Genomic DNA, 21,157 nt, shown 5'->3' on the forward strand with positions numbered 1-21,157 from the left:
AAAATTGTAGCTTTGCAGTAAACCAGTCAAGAAAAAAATATTTTTAAAAGATGAAAAAAATTTTACAAATTGCGCTTTGGGCTGTGGGCTTATTTTTTTGCTTTATGATTTATAAATCAGTCACCGGTCCTATTGAATTTAACAAAATTAAAACGGAACGTTACACGGCGGTAATCGGTAAGTTAAAAGATATTCGAGATGCTCAGGAGGCACATCGGGTTGTAACAGGAAAATATGCAAATAGTTTTGATGACTTAACTAAGTTTATTGAAACTGAAAAGTTTACAATCACGTCTCAGCGTGATACGAGCTGGACGGAATATGATAAAACATTTAAAATTGATGTTTTAAAACAAGGAGTTGTGGTTGATACTTTGGGACATATATCAGTTAAAGATTCTTTGTTCAAAAATTCTGATCGTTATAAAAATCTTAGATACGTTCCTTTTGCTGAAAATCCAAAAGAAGAATTCGTGATGAAGACTGCTTCTCTTGACAAAAATGGATATTCAGCTTCTGTTTTTGAAGTTTCTGTGCCTAAAGCTAAAGTACTTTGGGGGCTTGACAAAAATGAGGTAGAAAAAGAAGTTGCAAAAAATTCAGTAGAAGATGTTAAAGGTGCGGATATCAAAGTAGGTTCTTTGGAAGAACTAAGTACAAATGGTAACTGGCCTACGTCATACGATGCAAAGACAGCAAGAAAATAATATATTTAGAACTTATTTCAAGGAATTGTCCATTCAAATTAACTTGGATGGACTTTCTTTTTGTGTCTTCAATCCTGTGTTAAATTACGTTGAATCTATCTATAATTTCCCAATAAATTTCAACTACAAAAATAGGCAGGAAATTGAACGGGAGATTCATACCATATTGGATTCTGAGGAGGATTTACGTCAGGACTTCAATAATATAAAAGTGTTTCATAACACGCCAATATTTACTTTCATTCCGCAGGCTCTTTTTATGGGCAAGAAAGAAGCAATAGAATATTTGAAATACAGTATTGATGTTTCTTCGCTAAAAGAAAATTTTGTTGATTACGACAGAATTATTCCCATTGAAACGGTAAACGTTTTTGTTCCGGATATTTTTATAAATAATATTTTAATTGAGTATTACGGAACATTTGAATATCAGCATTTTGCCTCTTCATTACTACGGATGCTTCTGAAACATTACGCTTCACACGCTTACGAAATTATGTATGTGTATGCGGAGCAAAGTTCGTTTTACTTTGTAGTTTTCAGAGATAAAAAACTGTATTATTTCAATCGATTTGAATATCAAACGATGGACGATTTTCTCTATTTTATTCTTTTTTCGGTTGAGCAGCTGAACATAAATACGGAAAGAGTGCCGTTGTACTTCATAGGAGATATGAACATAAATTCCTTAATGAGTGACCGAATTAAGAAGTATATAAAGTATATTTACCTGATGAAGCACAACAAAAACTATTACTCTGAAGGAATGGACGAGGGCTTAATTCACAAAAATTTTGTACTTACACAATCTTTTTAAAGAATAAATCCGCAATTATTCTTCATTTTCGTCCTCTTTTTCAGGCATTGCTCTTTTTAGGATGGCTTCGGGGAGCGATTTTTTTGATTTCACGCCCATTATTTTCAATTTTTCGATACTTCTGACAATATTTCCTTTTCCTTCAACTAACTTATTCATTGCATTGCCATATTCTGACTTTGCTTCGTCCATTTTTTTACCTATTTTAATCAAATCAGCGATGAAACCTTCAAATTTATCGTACAAAGCTCCTGCTTGGCGTGAAATTTCATACGCATTTTCCTGCTGTTTTTGATTTGTCCACATCGAATCGATTGTGCGAAGTGTTGCCAATAAAGTGGTTGGAGTTACAATAACAATATTTTGAGCGAAGGCTTTTGTGTACAGTGAATCATCACTTTGCAGTGCGATGGCAAAAGCGGGTTCTATAGGAATAAACATCAATACAAAATCGGGGCTGTTGGTACATAAATCTTCATATTTTTTGCTCGAAAGCTGGTCAATATGTCTTTTAATTGAATTGATATGTTGCTTTAGGAAGATGGGTTTTTCCTCTTCTTCGGCATTTACAAAACGCTCATAATCAGTTAAAGAAACTTTTGAATCGATAATCATTTTTTTTCCGTCAGGCAAATGAATTATCACGTCGGGAATGACCCTTGAGCCGTCCTCTCGCACGAATGATTCCTGAACGGTGTATTCCCTTCCTTTCTCCAAATTTGATTTTTCCAGAACTTTTTCCAGAACCAATTCTCCCCAATTTCCTTGTATTTTGCTGTCGCCTTTGAGGGCTTTTGTCAAGTTTTCGGCTTCTTTGGTGATGCGTAAATTTTGATTTTGTAGGTCGATAAGTTGCTGTTTTAGAGCAGAATGTATGCTGATATTTTCTTTCTGGCTGTGTTCTACTTTTTGCTCAAAATCCTTAATTTTTTCTTGTAACGGACTTAAGATGTTTTTGAGATTTTCTTTATTCTGTTCTGTAAATTTGGACGATTTTTCCTCCAGAATTCTATTTGCCAAATTCTCAAATTCTTTCGAGAATTTTTCTTGTAGAAGTTCAGTTTCCTTGGCTTTTTCTTTCAATTTTGTTAATAAAAACTCTTTTTCCGATTCGTTTTTGGTCAAAAGTAGATTTAATTCATCTTTTTGGTCTCTAAAAACTTCTTTTTCTTGCTTTTCAGCTGCCAAAAGTTGCTGTAATTCTTCCAAAGAGCGTTTTTGTAGCTCCTCACGGCTTTTATTTGATGAAATTAAGTTCTCAGTTTTAATTTTATTTATGTAATTTCCTAAAAAAAAGCCAATCCCTAAGCAAATAACACTAATAACAAGATACACAAACATATTTTTAACCTTTTGAAAATTAATAAAAAATGGAAAGGCACAAAGGTATTAAAATAATGAAAAAGAACAATGAAATTTGCGTTTCGGGAAAATAATTTAGTTTTTTTCGCCGTGTGGCTATATTTTTATATATTTGCGGGATATAAAATTAATTTGTTAATATTTAGTACGAAAATTAGATATTTTATATTCTTTTTTAACAAAAATTAAATCATATTTCATACAAAATGCTTTTATTGGATATTTTAAAAGACGCTTTCAAAATATATCGTAATTCTTTTGTAATTACCATATTAGGGTCAATTTCTGTAATTTCAATTATTTTAGGAATCTATATGCTGATTTTTCCAATCCTTTTTGGAGTTTCGCAAGAATACCTAATGAAAAGCGTAATTGAAAATCCTCAGGTGGTTCAGGAGATAATTCTTACGCCACAATTTCAGATAAAGTTCAATTTGTTTATGTTGTTGATTCAGTGTATTATAGCTCCGATGTCAGCAGGATTTTATAAAGCTTTTGATATGAAAAAAAGGGGAGAAGAAGTAAGTTATAAAGTGCTTTTCTCATACTATAATTCTACCTTTACGACCCGAATTTTGGGCTTTGTCGTTGGGCTGATGGCTGTAAAATTGGTCATAGAATTTCTTCTGATGAAATTAGGTCTTGCTACTGTAAATTTCTCTGTATCAGTGATATTATCTTTATTGTTTACACTAACAATACCGATTATTATCTTTGAGAATCAATCACTTAAAGCTTCAATGAAACAAAGTTCAGCCAGCGTGGCTCCGCAAATGTTTACAACTTTGATTGTATTGTTTGTTGGTGTAGTTTTAGCATTTTCAGGAGTGTTGCTTTTTGGCTTCGGTCTTGCATTAACATTGCCTATTTTTTACGCTATAAATTATAGTTTGTATCGACACATAAATCAACGAATAAATAAATAATATAAAATAAATAAAAACGATGAGAAAAACTGTTTTTCCGTTACTTTTGTTAGCATCATTAACATTGAATAGTTGTGGTGAATTGCAACAAGTTATTAATTCAACTTATTCAAATACAGGGTTTAATGTAGCAGATGGATTAAAACAAGCCTTAGAATTTGGTGTGTCAAACGGAGTGGACATCCTCAGCAAAGATGGAGGATATTTTAAAGACCAAGCCGTTCGGATTTTACTCCCCGATGAGTTGAAAAAAGTGGATTCTGCTCTTCGAAGTATCGGATTAGGGTCGCTGGCTGACGAAGGTTTAAAAATACTAAACAAAGCTGCTGAAAATGCTGTAAATGAGGCAAAACCGATTTTTATTTCAGCCATAAAAAATATGACGTTTGATGATGCAATGGCGATTTTGAAAGGTGATTCGCAAGCTGCAACAACATACCTGAAAAACAATACGTTTTCCGCTTTGCAGGCTGCTTTTGCTCCCAAAATACAAGCTTCACTTAGCCAAGTAGGTGCTGATAAAATTTGGAGTGATATTATCAATCAATACAATCAAATTCCGTTTGTGAAAAAGGTAGAACCTAACTTAACTTCATATGTTACAACGCAGGCTATCAACGGATTATTTGTAAAAGTGGGAGATAAGGAAAAGGAAATCAGAACTAACATATCAGCAAGAACAACATCTTTATTAAAGTCTGTTTTTACTCTGCAAGATTAATCATCAATTCAAAACCATAAAATTGTTAAAAGAATGAGAATAAAACTAATAACATTATGTGCTATTGCTGTGTGTGGTAGCCTTAAAGCACAACAAACTATGAATAAACCTATTTTTGCAACTCCTTATCAATCAACTCCTTTTAGTGATTATAAGGTAGAAGATTTTAAGCCAGCCATTGAAAAAGCCATTTCTGAAAGCTTAAAAGGTATCGATAAGATTACCAATTCAAAAACAAAGCCTACTTTCAAAAACACGATTGAAGCTTTGGCTTTCAACGGAGAAAAGTTAGACCGACTCACAATGATGTTTTTTAACTTGAACAGTGCGGAGACCAGCAAAGAATTACAAAAAGAAGCACAAAGTATTTCCCCTATATTAAGCGATTACAGCAATGATATTCGATTGAATGCCAAGTTGTTTGCTCGAGTGAAAGAAGTGTATGACAATCGTGAGAAACTGAAATTATCTCCTGAAGAAATCACTCTATTGGACAAAACGTACAAAGGATTCACACGAAACGGAGCCAATTTGTCTGAAAATCAGAAACAACGTTTGAGAGAGATAGATAAAGAACTTTCGAGTTTAAGTCTTCGTTTTGGAGAAAATGTACTTGCTGAAACACAGGCTTTTGAACTACATATTACCGACGAGAAAGACTTAAAAGGACTTCCGAATTTTGCCATTGAAGCGGCGGCACAAACAGCATCAGACCGAAATAAAAAAGGTTGGGTATTCACTTTGGATTTTCCAAGTTACAGTGCTTTTGTGAAATATGCCGAAAACAGAGATTTACGCCGAAAAATGTTTGTTGCCTACGCAAGTCGTGGGTTTAACAAAAATGCAAACAATAACGAGCAAAATATTTTAGAAATTGTAAAATTGCGTGACGAACGTGCTAAGTTATTGGGATACAAGAATTATGCTTCTTTTGTTTTAGAAGAAAGAATGGCAGATACGCCCGAAATTGTAAACAATTTTCTGGATGACTTATTGAAAAAAGCTAAACCTGCAGCTCAACGAGAATTGGATGAACTGAAAGCATTCGCCCTAAAACGTGACGGAATTACTGATTTTCAGAAATGGGATTTTACTTTTTATAGCGAAAAATTAAAACAAGAAAAGTTCAATTTGGATGATGAAAAACTCAAACCTTATTTCAAATTGGAAAATGCTGTAAATGGGATGTTTCAAGTAGCAAATAAACTTTATGGTTTGAATTTCAAAAAGATAGATACTATTGAAAAATATCACGAAGAAGTAGATACGTATTTGGTTACAGATAAAAAAGGTGAATATGTATCGTTATTTTACACCGATTTTTTCCCCAGACCAGGCAAAAGGGCAGGAGCTTGGATGTCGTCATTCAAGAATCAGTATAAACGCAATGGCGAAAATTCGCGTCCACACATAACAATTGTTTGTAATTTCACACGTCCTACCAAAACTCAGCCCTCGTTACTGAGCTTTTACGAAGTTCGGACACTTTTTCACGAATTCGGACACGCTTTGCACGGCATTCTTGCCAATACAACTTACCCAAATTTGAGCGGAACCAGCGTTTCTCGTGATTTCGTTGAGTTGCCAAGCCAAGTTTTGGAAAATTGGTGTTATGAAAAAGAAGCTTTAGCATTGTTTGCCACGCATTATGAGACTAATGAATTGATACCTATCGAGTTAGTTAACAAGATTAAAGAATCTTCTTCTTTTATGGAAGGTTTACAAACGATGCGTCAGCTTAGTTTTGGAATCGTGGATATGGCTTGGCATACTGCCGACCCTAAGACGATTAAAAATGTAAAAGAATTTGAAGATAAGGCAGTTGCAGTTACTGAGCTTTATCCTATGATTGCTGAATCTTGCTTTTCAACAGGATTTTCTCACATTTTTCAGGGAGGATATGCAGCAGGATATTATAGTTACAAATGGTCGGAAGTGTTAGATGCTGATGCTTTTGAGGTGTTTTCTAAAAATGGTATTTTTGATAAGAATACAGCTAAAAGTTTTAAAGAGAATATATTAAGCAAAGGAGGAAGCGAAAAACCAATGGAACTTTACAAACGTTTCAGAGGAAAAGAACCTTCTCCGGATGCATTGCTAAAACGTGCCGGGCTTATGTAGTTAGCCTTTGAAGTGAAGCATTCTATCATTTGTAAAAATTTTAGTAAAAACCAGAAAATCTTAAAAATAAGATACAAAATGATTTCAGAATCAGCGGAAAATAAACGAATTAAGGAAAAAGACAGAAAAGAAAAGGAATGGCTCCGTTGGGGACCTTATCTCAGTGAACGCCAGTGGGGAACTGTACGTGAGGATTATAGTGCAAACGGAGATGCTTGGAATTACATTTCCCACGATGATGCTCGTAGCCGCACTTATCGTTGGGGCGAGGACGGATTAGCAGGAATTTGCGATAATTTTTGTAATATCTGTCTTTCCGTAGCCTTGTGGAACGGCAAGGACTCCATCTTGAAAGAACGACTTTATGGGCTGAGCAATAATCAGGGCAATCACGGGGAGGATGTTAAAGAATTGTACTATTATTTGGACAATACTCCTACGCATTCTTATATGAAGTATCTGTACAAGTACCCGCAAAATGCGTTTCCGTATGAGGCTTTGGAGAGAATTAATGCCGAGAGAGGTCTGCAAGATGCTGAATTTGAGCTTCCTGAAACAGGAGCTTTTGATGAAAATGCGTATTTTGATGTGCAGGTAGAGTATGCAAAATGTACTGAAAATGACATTTTTATGAAAATAACGGTGACAAATCAAGGGAAAGAAACCGCTCCTTTGACGCTGTTGCCCACGCTTTTGATGAGGAATTATTGGAGTTTCATTGATGTGGAGCAAAAGCCAAAAATCAGTTTGCGTAAGAATGAATGTGGTTATTTTACAGAGGTAGAAAATAAATCTGTTGGGACGTTTTTCCTATATTTCGACAAGGCTGATAAGCATCTTTTTACTGAAAATGAGACCAATGATGAAAAGATTCACCAACATACAAATGACCATCCTTTCAAAAAAGATTTATTTCACGAAGCAGTAATTTCCGGAGATTTCACTCTGGCAACTCAAAATCAGGAAGGTACAAAATTTTCACCAATGTACTGTTTTGAAATAGCTCCGAAAGAACAGAAAATTGTCTTTTTGCGACTCACAAACCAACAGCAGGAAAATCCATTTTTGGAAGCTGAAAAATTGTTTGAGCAACGTGAGCAAGAATGTGAAATCTTTTACAGAAATCTCCTTAATTCCTCCAACGAAGAATTGTATTTGATTCAAAAACAGGCTTTTTCAGGATTGCTATGGAACAAACAATATTATTATTACGATATTGAACAATGGTTGGAGGGCGACCCAAAACAACCAAAACCTCCCCACCAGCGTTGGAATGGACGAAATGCCGAATGGCTAACGTTACGCAATAATGACATTTTGCTTATGCCCGACAAATGGGAATATCCTTGGTATGCCTCTTGGGATTCTGCTTTCCATTGTGTTAGTATGGCAGCGATTGATGCACAATTTGCTAAGGAACAACTTTTATTGTTCAATAAGGAATGGTATATGCGTCCTAACGGGCAAATTCCTGCCTACGAGTGGAATTTCAGTGATGTTAATCCGCCGGTGCAGCCTTGGGCAACTCTTATGGTTTACAACATTGATAGAGAGAGAACTGGAAAGCCGGATATAAGTTTTCTCAAACGTATGTTCAATAAACTGACTGTGAACTTCACTTGGTGGGTAAATCGTTTGGATAGCACGGATAATAATGTTTTTGAAGGAGGATTTTTGGGGCTGGATAATATTGGTGTTTTTGACCGTAGCCAAGGTATTCCCGGAGTGAAACTTTTAGAGCAGGTAGATGGTACCGCGTGGATGGCTTTGTACTGCCTTTGTATGCTGAAAATCAGTTTGGAAATATCTAAAGAAGATGAAACGTATGAGGAAATGGCTATCAAGTTTTTCGGGCATTTCGTTCATATCGCCAAAGCCTTAAACCATATGAATCAGGAGAATAAAGGTATTTGGGACGAAGATGAAGGTTTCTTTTATGATAAAATTATTTTTGAAGATGGAGGTTCCAAACTTATCAAAGTTCGTTCTGTGGTAGGAATGTTGGCTTTGATGGCTGTGCTTCATATTGATGCGGAAACATTGGAAAAACTCCCAAGGTTAAAAAGAAGTTTTTCGTGGTTTGAGAGATACAGAATGAGCAAGTTAAGGCATCCGATTATTCAAACTTCCGAAAAAGATCAAAGCATTTTATTGTCGTTGGTGCCTAAAAACCGCATCCGAAGGTTAATGCGTGCCCTCATTGATGAAAAAGAGTTTTTAAGCACGTACGGCATTCGCTCACTTTCCAAAATATATGAAACTCCTTTTACGGTTCCGTTGGAAGGTAATGATTATCAGATTGCTTACGACCCAGCTGAGTCCACAAGTAATTTATTCGGAGGGAATAGCAATTGGAGAGGACCTATTTGGTTTCCAATAAATTATATTTTGATAGATGCTTTAAGGGAATTGCACACATTTTTTGAAGATACTCGTTTTGAGTTTCCAACAGGAAATGAAGATAATAAGCTGAGTTTTGACGAGATAGCAGATGAACTAAGCAAACGCTTGATAAATATTTTCCGTGAGAATTCAGATGGGAATCGTCCGGTAAATCGTTTGTATTCTGAATTGTATCAACGTCCTGAGTTTAAGAATTTGATTCTTTTCTATGAGTATTTTCACGGAGATAACGGCAGGGGAGTTGGAGCTTCTCACCAAACCGGTTGGACAGCTTTAGTTGCCAACTTAATTGATGAAACCTTCAGGCAACAGCCATCTTGCTAATTTGATTCGGTAGAAAAATAAACTATAATTTGAGAAAGTTTTATGGGAGCAAAATGCTTATTCATAAAACTTTTTCTTATTTGGTAAAATGACAGAAAAAGAAAAAGGGACTGTTTCACAACATTGTCCCTTTTCAATCACTAACTAAAAAAACTCAATCACTATGATTCTTAATTCTAAAAAATTTGGCAAAAAATAGAAAACTATAAAAGTTTATCTATTTTACTATTAAATCCCGATTTGTTACACTGTCATACTAAATATTTTTGTGTTCGGAATATTGCGTTGTAACCTTAAATCAAATGCCATACACACATTTCTTACGAAAGGTTTTCCTGCATCGGTTACTTCGATTTTTTTATCGGTAATGCGGATTAAACCATCGCTGACCATCTCACTTAATCGTTTTGTTACGATTTCTATTTCAGGAAAATACATTGAATTTTCTTCCCAAGATGTATTGAAATGACACATCAAATTCAAAATATGTCTGCGGATGATTAAATCTTCCTCATTCAAAATATGTCCTCTAAAAACAGGAATTTCATTACGTTCTATTCGAGCGTAATAATCATCCAAATCTTTTTCGTTCTGAGCAAAACCGTACCAACTATCGCCTATTGCCGACATTCCCAAGCCAATCATTACTTGCGTTTTGGAAGCCGTGTATCCCATAAAGTTTCGATGTAAGTTATTGTTTTCAAAAGATTTATACATCGAATCGGAAGGTAGGGAGAAATGATCCATACCAATTTCGGCATACCCTGCGTTAATCAAATGCTTCTTTCCTGTTTCGTACAGCAATCGTTTTTCGTCACCCGAAGGCAGGTTGCTTTCGTCAAATCCTCTTTGTCCGCTGCCTTTAATCCACGGCACGTGTGCATAACTGTAAAACGCAATACGGTCAGGACGAAGTTGATTAGTTTTATCAATAGTAAAAAGAACATCTTCAAGGGTTTGGAAAGGTAAACCGAAAACCAAATCGTGGCTAATTGATTGATACCCAATTTCCCTCGCCCATTGTGTCACTTTTTCTACATTTTCAAAGGGCTGAACACGATGAATCGCTTTCTGTACCTTTGGGGAATAATCCTGAACACCATAACTAACGCGGTCGAATCCCAAATCAAACAACGTTTGCAGATGTTCCTTCGTAGTGTTATTCGGATGTCCTTCAAAGCTAAAGGCTTTATTTTCTGCAATTTCAGCAGTTTCAAAAATCCCCTCAAGCAAGCGTTTCAATTCCTCAGGTTTGAAAAACGTAGGCGTTCCACCTCCTAAATGAACTTCTTTAATAAGTGGTCGCTCTTTCAAAATATCAAGATACAACTTCCACTCTTTCAGTACAGCGTCAACATACGGGGTTTCCACTTCGTGACGCTTGGTAATGCGTTTGTGACAACCGCAAAATGTACATAAACTCTCGCAAAAAGGGAGGTGTATATACAAACTGATGCCCTCAGAACGATTACTTTCCGCAAAAGACCTTTTGAGACTTTCTATCCATTTTTCATTAGAAAAAGAAAGATTATCCCAATATGGAACCGTTGGATAACTCGTATAACGTGGTCCCGCAACGTTGTATTTTTGTATGAGCGATATTGCCATTATTCTGTTTTAAACGGCTGTGCAAAGGTAGCCGACTTTTAGTTAATAAAAAATGATATATGTCAGTAAGTTGTTTTTTATGTTGATTTTTCTAATTTTTTTTAAGTTGATTTACCAATCTTCATCTGAAAAATAACAGGTTGCAAAGATAAAAATTTACTTCCATTGGTGAAAAATATTTGAGATTTTGAAGAAAGTTTTCTTTTTAACACTTAAAAACAATGGAAAAAACACAAAACACACTCTTTTTCACTGTTCTTGTTTTTGTATATTTTTAGAAAGAAAAATTCTGAAATTCTTCTTTGTTAAGAATAAATTAATCAGTTACTTTTTTTGATTTTTGATGTCAGTGTAAATTTTGAGGGTTTGTAAAGTTTCAAAACTTCTCAGTTTGTTTAACATAAATTGTGCGTGTGGATTATCAGAATTGTCAGGAGTAAGTTTGCGTTTCTTTTCGTCCTTCCAAGTGAAATATAAAGGCTTTTGACTTTCTACAGAAAGCACTCCGAGAGAATCTGCAATGAAGTTATAATCATTTACACCGAAGCGATAACTCAAAGATTCTGAAAACATATTATCTCCCGAGTACACATATTTTTGATTGGAAAGGCTCAAATGAAATAATGTAGGGAAGATATCTTTATGCGAAGCAATAATATTTTCATCAAAGAACAAAGGTTTATAAGCATCCGGAACGTAGAAAAGTATCGGAATACTTCGTCGGAGAAAAGCATTCTCATTGTCGTATTCAAAAACTTGTCGGATGTTATGGTCGCCGGTTATAGCAATAATCGTATTCTTTCCTAAAGGAGAATCTTTAATAAATCGGATGAATTTTGCTAATTGCGACGCTGCATATTGATGAGCATAAAAGTTGTCTGATGCCATTTGCTTGTCCACTCGGATAGTTTCTTCAAGAGCTTTTATGTCAATGGGATAAGGCTTGTAATGTAAAGGTACTTCATAAGGCGTATGATTGCTTACAGTTAATGAGAAAATGAAACGTGGCTTTTCAGAAGGAGTACGTAATCTTTCAGCAATATAATCAAAGAGATATCCGTCGTGCACACCCCAAGCAAAGGTTTCCGCATTAGGGATTTTATTAATTATATGAGAGCTTCCTTCGATAACATCAAAGTCTTGATGCTTAATGAAATTGTCCACATTCCTCCACGAAGGGTTCGCTCCGGTAATAAACATAGTTTCATATCCTTGCTCTTTAAAGGGCTTTGCAACAGATGATGAGAAGGAAACATCAAAATACGGCGACTGAGCTACAATTCCCTTCGGTGTGTTAATCATTAAGTTCTCTAATGAACCAATCGTTCCGTTGTGAGAAGATAAACAATTCTTAAAGTAATATAAATCAGACAACAAAGGGGCTAAATCACCTAATAAGTTCAATTTTTCGGAATGTAACTCAAAATAATGATTGCTCATACTTTCCATCAGAAAGAAAATAACGTTTGGAGGATTCTTTTTCAAGAAGTCATTTTCTTGAGTTCTCGCGTACATTTCAGAATCAAATAGGTTACTATCAGGTTGTTGATATGCTTCTTTTACTTGATTGAAACTGCTGAATCCGCTATTTTGTAAGGTTTTTTCAATATCAGGATTAATGTGATTTTCTTCAAGCTCAACGTAGGCAAACCGTAAAGCATACGCTGCATTATAGCAAAGTGAATTGATAAAAGTATTTGAACTTACGTTGGTATGGTCGCGTTGAAGCGTAAAAACTCCCAAACTTCCACGCATACCTATAACAAATGAAGGAAATATTAACAATAAACAAACACTTGCAGTTTTTGAAATTCGATTTGTATTCTGCTGAAAGCTCCTGTAAATGAATTTATGAAAAACTAAGAAACTTATAAAAACTACCGTAAAAATTAATAATATCATAAGTATGGGATAGTCTGTCCAAACCGAGTGAAGTACAGCAGACGTATCATCATTGAAAATACCAAAAAAGAGAATATTAATATGTGATTGGAAGAATTGATAAAAAAAGAAGTCAATAATTTGCAAACTTGTAAATATGAATAAAGCAAATAAAAGGTAGTATTTGCAGAAATTCAAATATATTTTTTCAAATTTTTGACTGAAAGATTTTTTGATAAATAAGGATATTAACCAAAAAAGAGCCAAAAGAAGAAATCCATAGCAAATTATGGATATATCAAATCGTCCGCCCATTAAAAAGGCTTGAACCAAATCTGTTTTATGAGAGGAAAGCTCCTCATAATTGCCATATACGTATAAAAATACAAAACGATTAATGAGAAAGAACAAAAAGAAATAAGTGAAATACTTAAGTCCACTTGATATAACTTTTCCAAATAACGAAAGATTCATTGTATAGTATTTATTGTTTATTAAATATTATTATTGTGAGTTATAAAAATAAAAAGTTGAATTTTATTTGCTTCAACGTTCTATCAAAAAATTTGTTACTGAAATAAAATACAAAATAAAGGTATATTTCGGAAAATTAAAAATGATAACATAATTAATTGTTCCTGATGAATACACCTATATTATATATACAAAAAATAAATCCGCAGGGTATGTATGCGGATTTTAAAAGGTTCGGTTTATAATTTCTTAAAGGTTGCAAGCTTAATCATATCGCTTAACATTTTTCCGGGACGAAAGAGAATATGACAACTCTTCACTTTGCTTGCATTCACTTCCTCTTCTTTTTCAGAAGGAAGCCCCGTTAGTCCCATTTGTAAGGTAAAGTACTCTCCCACACGTACGATGCGTCCTTCAGAGAGGTCTGCACTTACTTTTGTTAAGATTGTTTCGAGCACTGCCAAAATATCTCCTTTAGATACTGTGGAAACAGACGAAGCGTAATTGGCTAAGTCTTGCAGGGTTGTTTCTCCATCACCTATTGCGTGCGGATACCACTTTGCAGGTTCACTGCGTTTCTGTGGGTTTTGTTTCTGAATTGCTTTAAATTTTACCGGCATAACACACAAATGATTTAAAGGTTTATAAAATATGTTTTTTAAAGTTCATACGTGCGAGTTTTAAAATTGCGACGTCGAATTTTCTGAAATCCAACGTGTCATTTTGTAAATTGCGACGTCGAAATTTTTCACATCATTAAACGGAATTAATTTAATGATGCCTCAAAGGTAAAATAATTGTACGTATAAAACAAGTAATCAGTTATTTATTTTCAAAAAAAGCAAAAGAATAAAGTGGATTTATATTCTTTTGCTTTCGTTATTTTGTAAAGACTGTTTTCTGTTTTTCTGTCTATAAACAGAAAGATTTAAGCTGTGAAACTTTCTTATTGCCTATTATATAACAACTAATTTCTACTGTTGTTTTAATTAATAGAATAGGTTGTTCCTTCTTTTCCGTCCTTAAGATTTATGCCAAGAGTAGCAAGCTCATTACGGATTTTATCGGACAAAGCCCAGTCTTTATTCGCACGAGCTTCCATACGCATCTGTATTAGCATTTGGATTACACCGTCCAATTTATCGTTATTCTCAGCGGATTGTTGCTCGTCTTTCAGTCCTAATACGTCGAAAACAAAGGCGTTGAAAGTAGTTTCCAACTCACGAAGGTCGGCTTCGGTCAGCGTCTCTTTCCCGTCTTTTACGAGGTTAATAACACGAACGCCCTCAAAAAGTTGTGCAATGAGAATAGGGCTATTGAAATCATCATTCATCGCTTGATAACATTCGTCCTTCCAATTTTTTACATCGAACGAAGAGTTCTGAGCAGAAGGCAAGGACGAAAGTGTTTTTACCGCCTCCATAAGTCGGGTAAAGCCCTTTTCGGCGGCGAGCATTGCCTCGTTGGAAATGTCCAAAACACTTCGATAGTGAGCTTGCATAAAGCAGAATCGCACCACCGATGGTTTAAATGGTTTTTCGAAAAAGTCGTTTTCTCCCGAAACAAGCTGCATTGGCAATATGTAATTTCCTGTGGATTTGCTCATTCGTTGCCCATTCATTGTCAGCATATTGGCGTGCATCCAATAACGAACCGGACTTTCTCCGTTGGCGGCTTTTCCCTGAGCAATTTCGCACTCGTGATGTGGGAATTTCAAATCCAATCCGCCTCCGTGAATGTCAAAACGCTCACCTAAATACTTAGTGCTCATTGCGGTACACTCCAAATGCCAGCCCGGAAAACCATCTCCCCAAGGCGAAGCCCATCGCATAATATGAGCAGGCGAGGCTTTTTTCCAGAGGGCGAAGTCCTGCGGGTTGCGTTTTTCACTCTGTCCGTCCAAATCGCGTGTGTTAGCGAACAGTTCCTCTATATTTCTGCGTGAAAGCTCTCCGTAATTTAGTCCGCGTTGATTGTAGGCTTGCACGTCGAAGTACACCGAACCGTTACTTTCGTAGGCGAAACCGTCCTTGATGAGTTTTTCGGTTAGTTGTATTTGTTCGAGGATATGCCCCGTGGCAGTCGGCTCGATGGTCGGTGGCAATGTGTTGAACATTTCCAATACTTTATGGAAATCCACCGTATATTTTTGCACGATTTCCATTGGTTCTAACTTCTCCAATCGGGATTGTTTCACGAATCGGTCGTTATTTACGTCGCCATCATCAGTAAGATGTCCGGCATCGGTGATGTTTCGCACATAGCGAATCTTATATCCGATGTGTTTCAAGTATCTGAATATTAAGTCGAAAGACATAAAGGTTCGGCAGTTTCCCAAATGTACGTTACTGTAAACGGTAGGTCCGCAGACGTACATCCCGACGTGTCCTTCTTTTAAAGGTTTAAACTTTTCCTTTTCGCCCGTAAGTGAGTTGTATATTTTTAGTGCTTGCATTTTTTGTAAATTTACAAGTTGAATAATTTAAAATATTTAACAGATTATTAAAGTTTAAAAGCTGAAAAACTAAAAAAAGATATTTTGCTTTCTCAGTTTTTTCAGTTTCTGTGAATTTCTTTCTTTTCGGGAAAGAAGAAAATCAACCGCCAAAGATACGAAATATCTTTTTAGAGAAGAAAACAATTTTCTATAATATTGCCAAAAGATTTCAGTTTAGGAAAGATTTTTTTGCATAGTGTTTTTGAATATTTTTAGAGAAGTCCAAAGCTCAGGTTACTTTGTGTTAATGAAAATTAAAAAGGGGGAAAAAGTTTTTTAAGTAAGAAAATAAGGATTAGCTTTGCACTTGGTATTCAATTTATTTGATACAATTGATAAAATATTAATGTAAAAAATAGAGAAAATGAAAGAATTAAAAAGCCTATTGTTAGTTTTGGTTTCTGTTTTGGTTGTTTCTTGCGAAAAAGATGAACCAAATCAAGTTGTTGATGAAACAGGAAAAGTATTTTTAGAGTTTCAGAATGTTTATCAAGATGTTCCTTTTGAGCTACTTAGTGACTACACGACTCCTCCGCCAATGGATCAGAAAATTAATTGCTCGCGTTTTACATACATCGTTAGTGATATTTCGCTTGTGAATGACAAAGGAGAAGAAGTGAAATATCATCACACAAATCCTGATAAGGGAGCTTTCTTGCTGGTACAACATAAAAATGAAATGCCCAAAAAGATTGAGTTAAAAGGAATTCCGGCTGGGACTTATACCAAAATTAAATTAAGAGTAGGGCTTTCCAACGCAGCTTGGAAATTGGGAGAAAACCAACAAAAAGCATTTTGGAATGCATCAAAGGCAGCAGAAATGACTTGGGATAGCTGGGCAAAAGGCTACAAACATTTGAATTTTGAAGGAACTTGGGGAGAAGAAGGAAAAGCGTTTAGTGTGCAAATAGGAAACATTCCTTCCGAAAATAAGGAAAGGTCGGTTGAATTGACATTGCCTCTGCCCGAAAGTTTGATTCTCGAAAAAGGAAAAACAAAAGATATACGCTTTGAAGTGAATGCAAGTAACATATTTGGCGGTAAGAATAAAATATTGTTAACCTCTGAAAATGCAGTTGTTGGCAGTTCAAATGAAGATATGATTACCAAAATTATGGAAAATATTTCGACTGTGGTTTTTAAAGCCGCATCGGTTTACTAAAAGTAATAAAGAGCCCCATTTAAGGGGCTCTTTTTATTTTTAATATGTTCGTTTTTTACCAAAGTGTGTCATATTCTGTATTTTGTATTTTGAATTAAATTATATTGATTATAAATTAGGTTGAAAAAGTCTTTTTTAGTTGTCCAAACCATTAAAAGTATTTAACTTTGTGTGAAATTTTTAAATAACAATTAACAAATATAATGGCAGCACTATTTAAAACATCTATTGCTCGAAAGGTGGCGATGGCGTTATCGGCACTTTTCCTGATTGTCTTTTTGGTGATACACTTGGCGGTGAATTTTACTTCGGTTTTTAGTGCCGATTTGTTCAACGACTTATCACATTTTATGGGAACAAATCCGTTGGTTCAAGGTGTAATGCAACCCATTCTGATGTTGGGAGTTATCTTCCACTTCGTGATGGGTTTTGTTTTGGAACTCCAAAACCGAAAAGCACGCGGAGCTAATGCGTATGCCCGTTATAATGGAGCGGCAAACTCCACTTGGATGTCCCGAAATATGATTTACAGCGGGATGTTCATTCTTATCTTCTTAGGAATTCACTTGGTGGATTTCTGGGTTCACGAAATGACCGTGAAATACGTAGAAGGAGATATGAGCGGAATGATTGACGGAGAGTACCGTTATTATGCCGACTTGGTTGAAAAAATGTCCGAAACTTGGCGAGTAATTGCCTACTGTGCTGGTTTTGTGTTCCTTTTCCTCCACTTGATTCACGGATTTCAATCTTCTTTTCAGTCAATGGGATGGAAGGATGACAAACGCAAAAAATTCATCAGCAAGGTGGGTAATATCTATTCATTTGTGATTTGTGGCGGATTTGTTTTCGTTGCTTTGTTCCATTATTTTAATCATTTATTAGGGAAATAACTATGAAGAAATTAGATTCTAAAATTCCAGAAGGTCCTATCGCTGAGAAATGGACAAAACATAAAAATAAAATCAACTTGGTAAACCCTGCCAACAAGCGTAATATTGATATTATTGTAGTGGGAACGGGGCTTGCGGGAGGTTCTGCTGCGGCTACATTGGCTGAATTGGGCTATAACGTAAAGGCGTTCGCTTATCAAGATTCGCCACGTCGTGCTCACTCTATCGCTGCACAAGGAGGTATCAACGCTGCCAAAAACTATATGGGTGATGGCGATTCTAACTACCGACTTTTTTACGATACTGTAAAAGGAGGTGACTTCCGTGCCCGTGAAGCCAACGTATATCGCTTGGCAGAAGTATCAGGAAATATCATCGACCAATGTGTGGCTCAGGGAGTTCCGTTGGCTCGTGATTATGGAGGATTGTTGGACAACCGTTCGTTTGGAGGGACGCAAGTTTCCCGTACTTTCTATGCAAAGGGACAGACAGGACAACAGCTTTTGCTTGGAGCATATTCAGCAATGAACCGACAAATAGCTCGTGGAAAAATTGATATGTACAATCGTCACGAAATGTTGGATGTTGTGGTAGTTGACGGCAAGGCTCGTGGAATTATTGCTCGTGATTTGGTTACAGGTGAAGTAGAACGCCATTCAGCTCATGCTGTGGTAATTGCAACGGGAGGTTACGGAAACGTATATTTCCTTTCTACCAACGCAATGGGTTGTAACGGAACGGCAGCTTGGAAGACTCACAAAAGAGGAGCATTCTTCGCGAATCCTTGTTTTACGCAAATCCACCCAACTTGTATTCCACGTTCGGGAGATTATCAATCAAAATTGACATTGATGTCTGAATCGCTTCGTAACGACGGACGTATTTGGGTGCCTAAAAATATGGACGATGTGTATGCTATCCGTGAAGGACGTAAAAAACCAACTGAAATTGCAGAGCAAGACCGTGATTATTACTTGGAAAGACGTTATCCTGCTTTCGGAAACTTGGCTCCGCGTGATATCGCTTCACGTGCTGCCAAAGAGCGTTGCGATGCAGGTTACGGGGTAAATGCAACAGGTGAGGCTGTGTATTTGGACTTCTCTTCTGCCATTGAACGCTACGGAAGAGAACAATGTAAAATCCACGGAATTGAAAATCCTTCCAAAGAAGAAATTATAAAAAGAGGAGAAAAAATCATTGAAGCAAAATACGGAAACCTTTTCCAAATGTATGAAAAAATCGTTGATGAAAATCCGTATAAAACACCGATGATGATTTATCCGGCAACGCACTACACAATGGGCGGAATTTGGGTAGATTACAACTTAATGACTACAATACCAGGATGTTACTGTATCGGTGAGGCGAACTTCTCTGATCACGGAGCAAACCGATTAGGAGCTTCTGCTTTGATGCAAGGTTTGGCAGACGGATATTTCGTTCTTCCTTATACTATCGGAGATTATTTGGCGGCTGACATTCGTACAGGAAAAATCTCAACAGATTTGCCTGAATTCGTTGAAGCAGAGCGTGTTGTAAAAGAGCGTTTGGCATTCTTCATCAATAATAAAGGAACGAATTCGGTAGATTATTACCACAAAAAACTTGGAAAAGTGATGTGGGATAAAGTAGGAATGGCACGTAACGCACAAGGATTGAGAGAAGCTATTCAGGAAATTCGTGAAATTCGTGAAGACTTCTGGAAAAACGTTAAAGTTACGGGAGAACTTACAGGAATGAACACCGAGCTTGAAAAAGCAGGTCGTGTAGCCGATTTCTTGGAGCTTGGTGAACTTTTTGCCAAAGATGCTTTAGAAAGAAACGAATCGTGCGGAGGTCACTTCCGTGAAGAGTATCAAACTCCTGATGGTGAGGCACTTCGTGATGACGAGCACTATGCATATGTAGCTGCTTGGGAATATACAGGAAACCCTAACGAGGTGAAATGTACTTACAACCCAAGTGAGGAAATTATGCATAAAGAAGAATTAGAATTTAAAGATATAAAATTAGCACAACGTAGTTATAAATAAAGGCATTAGGCAATAGGGAAAAGGCAACAGTTTGGAGAATGGAAAGAATATCTTCATACAAAGAATTGATTGTTTGGCAAAAATCAGTAGAGTTGGTTTCAAAGGTTTATGAAATAACTCGCTTGTTTCCGGAGGAGGAAAAATACGGGCTTACCAGTCAAATTCGCCGAAGTGCGGTATCCATTCCTTCGAATATTGCCGAGGGGTACGGAAGAGGTTCTTCCAAGACTTATTTGCAATTTTTGTCCATTGCGCGAGGGTCTCTTTTCGAGCTTGAAACACAGTTCCATATTGCCAGAAAGTTAAACTTTATCTCTGTAAATGATGATATTGAGATTATTATTTCAGAAATAAGTAGAATGCTGAATGCTTTGATAAATAAAATTAAAAACTAATTGCGATAAGGGTTTTAAGGGCTATTTGCCTATTGCCCAATCCCTATTGCCTAAAAAGATAAAACGATGAATTTAACATTGAAGATATGGCGACAAAAGGATTCAAAAACCAAAGGTCGTATGGTAGAATATAAAGTAACCGATATTTCCGAGCATATGTCATTCTTGGAGATGATGGATATACTTAATGAAAGTTTGGTAGCCAAAGGAGAGGAGCCTGTGGCTTTTGACCACGATTGTCGTGAGGGAATCTGTGGTATGTGTTCACTTTTCATCAATGGAGAAGCTCACGGACCTGACCGTGGAATCACTACTTGTCAGTTGCATATGCGTATGTTCAACGATGGCGACACTATCACTATCGAACCTTGGAGAGCAACAGCTTTCCCTGTAATTAAAGATTTGATTGTGGACAGAACTGCTTTCGAGCGTATCCAACAAGCAGGTGGATATATTTCGGTAAATACTTCCGGAAATACGCAAGATGCTAATGCTATTCCAATCCCGAAATACGATGCCGACCGCTCAATGGATGCTGCTTCGTGCATTGGATGTGGGGCTTGTGTGGCTACGTGTAAAAACTCATCGGCGATGTTGTTCGTAGCTGCGAAAGTGTCTCAGTTTGCATTATTGCCACAAGGACGAGTAGAAGCCGCTGACCGTGTGATGAATATGGTTCATCAAATGGATTTGGAAGGTTTCGGGAACTGTACCAATACGGGAGCTTGTGAGGTGGAATGTCCGAAAGGTATTTCATTGGAAAATATTGCACGTATGAACCGTGAGTATTTGAAAGCAAGTTGCAGATAATTACTGAATTAGAGATTTTATAT

General features: G+C 36.2%; 16 protein-coding genes. 11 read left to right on the forward strand and 5 right to left on the reverse strand.

What is annotated here, in order from left to right:
- Nucleotides 1–50: 50 nt before the first annotated feature.
- Complete coding sequence (locus tag CGC58_RS09595; protein ID WP_095896510.1) at nt 51–707, forward strand: hypothetical protein; 657 nt, start codon at nt 51–53, stop codon at nt 705–707.
- A complete protein-coding gene (locus CGC58_RS09600) occupies nt 661–1,524 on the forward strand; it encodes a DUF3822 family protein (protein ID WP_232748826.1) in 864 nt (287 codons plus the stop codon). The genes CGC58_RS09595 and CGC58_RS09600 overlap by 47 nt, the downstream gene beginning before the upstream one ends.
- 15 nt (nt 1,525–1,539) lie before the next feature.
- Here the strand turns inward: CGC58_RS09600 and rmuC are convergent, their stop codons facing one another.
- On the reverse strand, nt 1,540–2,865 hold the full coding sequence (gene rmuC, locus CGC58_RS09605) for a DNA recombination protein RmuC (protein ID WP_095896512.1): 1,326 nt from the start codon (nt 2,863–2,865) through the stop codon (nt 1,540–1,542).
- A 227-nt stretch (nt 2,866–3,092) separates the two neighbouring features.
- Here rmuC and CGC58_RS09610 point away from each other — a divergent pair, with 227 nt between their 5' ends.
- The 4 genes from CGC58_RS09610 to CGC58_RS09625 all read left to right on the forward strand — a co-directional run bounded on the left by CGC58_RS09610 (nt 3,093) and on the right by CGC58_RS09625 (nt 9,381).
- Nucleotides 3,093–3,812: a hypothetical protein gene (locus CGC58_RS09610; protein WP_095896513.1), complete on the forward strand. Its 720-nt coding sequence runs from the start codon at nt 3,093–3,095 to the stop codon at nt 3,810–3,812.
- A 19-nt stretch (nt 3,813–3,831) separates the two neighbouring features.
- Nucleotides 3,832–4,533 carry a DUF4197 domain-containing protein gene (locus CGC58_RS09615; RefSeq protein ID WP_095896514.1) on the forward strand — a complete coding sequence of 234 codons (702 nt, stop codon included), beginning with the start codon at nt 3,832–3,834 and terminating at the stop codon, nt 4,531–4,533.
- A 99-nt stretch (nt 4,534–4,632) separates the two neighbouring features.
- A complete protein-coding gene (locus CGC58_RS09620) occupies nt 4,633–6,654 on the forward strand; it encodes a M3 family metallopeptidase (RefSeq protein ID WP_095896515.1) in 2,022 nt (673 codons plus the stop codon).
- A gap of 78 nt (nt 6,655–6,732) precedes the next feature.
- On the forward strand, nt 6,733–9,381 hold the full coding sequence (locus CGC58_RS09625) for an MGH1-like glycoside hydrolase domain-containing protein (protein ID WP_095896516.1): 2,649 nt from the start codon (nt 6,733–6,735) through the stop codon (nt 9,379–9,381).
- A gap of 243 nt (nt 9,382–9,624) precedes the next feature.
- On the opposite strand, the gene hemN is transcribed toward CGC58_RS09625, so the two are convergent.
- From hemN to cysS, 4 genes are all read right to left on the reverse strand, one after another.
- Entirely contained in the window at nt 9,625–10,989 is a 1,365-nt protein-coding gene (gene hemN / locus CGC58_RS09630) for an oxygen-independent coproporphyrinogen III oxidase (RefSeq protein ID WP_095896517.1), read from the reverse strand.
- A gap of 324 nt (nt 10,990–11,313) precedes the next feature.
- On the reverse strand, nt 11,314–12,744 hold the full coding sequence (locus CGC58_RS09635) for an LTA synthase family protein (protein WP_232748827.1): 1,431 nt from the start codon (nt 12,742–12,744) through the stop codon (nt 11,314–11,316).
- Between the two features lie 839 nt (nt 12,745–13,583).
- Nucleotides 13,584–13,964: an HU family DNA-binding protein gene (locus CGC58_RS09640; protein ID WP_095896519.1), complete on the reverse strand. Its 381-nt coding sequence runs from the start codon at nt 13,962–13,964 to the stop codon at nt 13,584–13,586.
- A 365-nt stretch (nt 13,965–14,329) separates the two neighbouring features.
- Nucleotides 14,330–15,799, reverse strand: a complete 1,470-nt coding sequence (gene cysS / locus CGC58_RS09645) for a cysteine--tRNA ligase (RefSeq protein WP_095896520.1) — start codon at nt 15,797–15,799, stop codon at nt 14,330–14,332.
- Nucleotides 15,800–16,205: 406 nt separating this feature from the next.
- On the opposite strand from cysS, the gene CGC58_RS09650 reads away from it, so the two are divergent.
- The 5 genes from CGC58_RS09650 to CGC58_RS09670 all read left to right on the forward strand — a co-directional run bounded on the left by CGC58_RS09650 (nt 16,206) and on the right by CGC58_RS09670 (nt 21,134).
- Nucleotides 16,206–17,003: an MbnP family protein gene (locus CGC58_RS09650; RefSeq protein WP_095896521.1), complete on the forward strand. Its 798-nt coding sequence runs from the start codon at nt 16,206–16,208 to the stop codon at nt 17,001–17,003.
- A 203-nt stretch (nt 17,004–17,206) separates the two neighbouring features.
- Nucleotides 17,207–17,896 (forward strand): succinate dehydrogenase cytochrome b subunit, encoded by a 690-nt coding sequence (locus CGC58_RS09655; protein WP_095896522.1) that lies wholly within the window; start codon nt 17,207–17,209, stop codon nt 17,894–17,896.
- A 2-nt stretch (nt 17,897–17,898) separates the two neighbouring features.
- Nucleotides 17,899–19,929 carry a fumarate reductase/succinate dehydrogenase flavoprotein subunit gene (locus tag CGC58_RS09660; protein WP_095896523.1) on the forward strand — a complete coding sequence of 677 codons (2,031 nt, stop codon included), beginning with the start codon at nt 17,899–17,901 and terminating at the stop codon, nt 19,927–19,929.
- Nucleotides 19,930–19,967: 38 nt separating this feature from the next.
- On the forward strand, nt 19,968–20,324 hold the full coding sequence (locus CGC58_RS09665; protein ID WP_095896524.1) for a four helix bundle protein: 357 nt from the start codon (nt 19,968–19,970) through the stop codon (nt 20,322–20,324).
- 66 nt (nt 20,325–20,390) lie between these two features.
- Complete coding sequence (locus CGC58_RS09670) at nt 20,391–21,134, forward strand: succinate dehydrogenase/fumarate reductase iron-sulfur subunit (RefSeq protein WP_095896525.1); 744 nt, start codon at nt 20,391–20,393, stop codon at nt 21,132–21,134.
- Nucleotides 21,135–21,157: the final 23 nt, after the last annotated feature.

The organism is Capnocytophaga stomatis (genome assembly GCF_002302635.1).
In the GTDB taxonomy this organism is placed as follows: domain Bacteria; phylum Bacteroidota; class Bacteroidia; order Flavobacteriales; family Flavobacteriaceae; genus Capnocytophaga; species Capnocytophaga stomatis.

Coding starts and splice junctions, on each gene's coding strand:
- hemN (WP_095896517.1), bottom strand. CDS start 10,989: ATGGCAATATCGCTCATACAAAAATACAACGTTGCGGGACCACGTTAT.
- CGC58_RS09635 (WP_232748827.1), bottom strand. CDS start 12,744: ATGCGTGGAAGTTTGGGAGTTTTTACGCTTCAACGCGACCATACCAAC.
- CGC58_RS09665 (WP_095896524.1), top strand. CDS start 19,968: ATGGAAAGAATATCTTCATACAAAGAATTGATTGTTTGGCAAAAATCA.
- CGC58_RS09650 (WP_095896521.1), top strand. CDS start 16,206: ATGAAAGAATTAAAAAGCCTATTGTTAGTTTTGGTTTCTGTTTTGGTT.
- CGC58_RS09600 (WP_232748826.1), top strand. CDS start 661: ATGGTAACTGGCCTACGTCATACGATGCAAAGACAGCAAGAAAATAAT.
- CGC58_RS09655 (WP_095896522.1), top strand. CDS start 17,207: ATGGCAGCACTATTTAAAACATCTATTGCTCGAAAGGTGGCGATGGCG.
- CGC58_RS09640 (WP_095896519.1), bottom strand. CDS start 13,964: ATGCCGGTAAAATTTAAAGCAATTCAGAAACAAAACCCACAGAAACGC.
- CGC58_RS09625 (WP_095896516.1), top strand. CDS start 6,733: ATGATTTCAGAATCAGCGGAAAATAAACGAATTAAGGAAAAAGACAGA.
- CGC58_RS09595 (WP_095896510.1), top strand. CDS start 51: ATGAAAAAAATTTTACAAATTGCGCTTTGGGCTGTGGGCTTATTTTTT.
- rmuC (WP_095896512.1), bottom strand. CDS start 2,865: ATGTTTGTGTATCTTGTTATTAGTGTTATTTGCTTAGGGATTGGCTTT.
- CGC58_RS09660 (WP_095896523.1), top strand. CDS start 17,899: ATGAAGAAATTAGATTCTAAAATTCCAGAAGGTCCTATCGCTGAGAAA.
- CGC58_RS09610 (WP_095896513.1), top strand. CDS start 3,093: ATGCTTTTATTGGATATTTTAAAAGACGCTTTCAAAATATATCGTAAT.
- cysS (WP_095896520.1), bottom strand. CDS start 15,799: ATGCAAGCACTAAAAATATACAACTCACTTACGGGCGAAAAGGAAAAG.
- CGC58_RS09620 (WP_095896515.1), top strand. CDS start 4,633: ATGAATAAACCTATTTTTGCAACTCCTTATCAATCAACTCCTTTTAGT.
- CGC58_RS09615 (WP_095896514.1), top strand. CDS start 3,832: ATGAGAAAAACTGTTTTTCCGTTACTTTTGTTAGCATCATTAACATTG.
- CGC58_RS09670 (WP_095896525.1), top strand. CDS start 20,391: ATGAATTTAACATTGAAGATATGGCGACAAAAGGATTCAAAAACCAAA.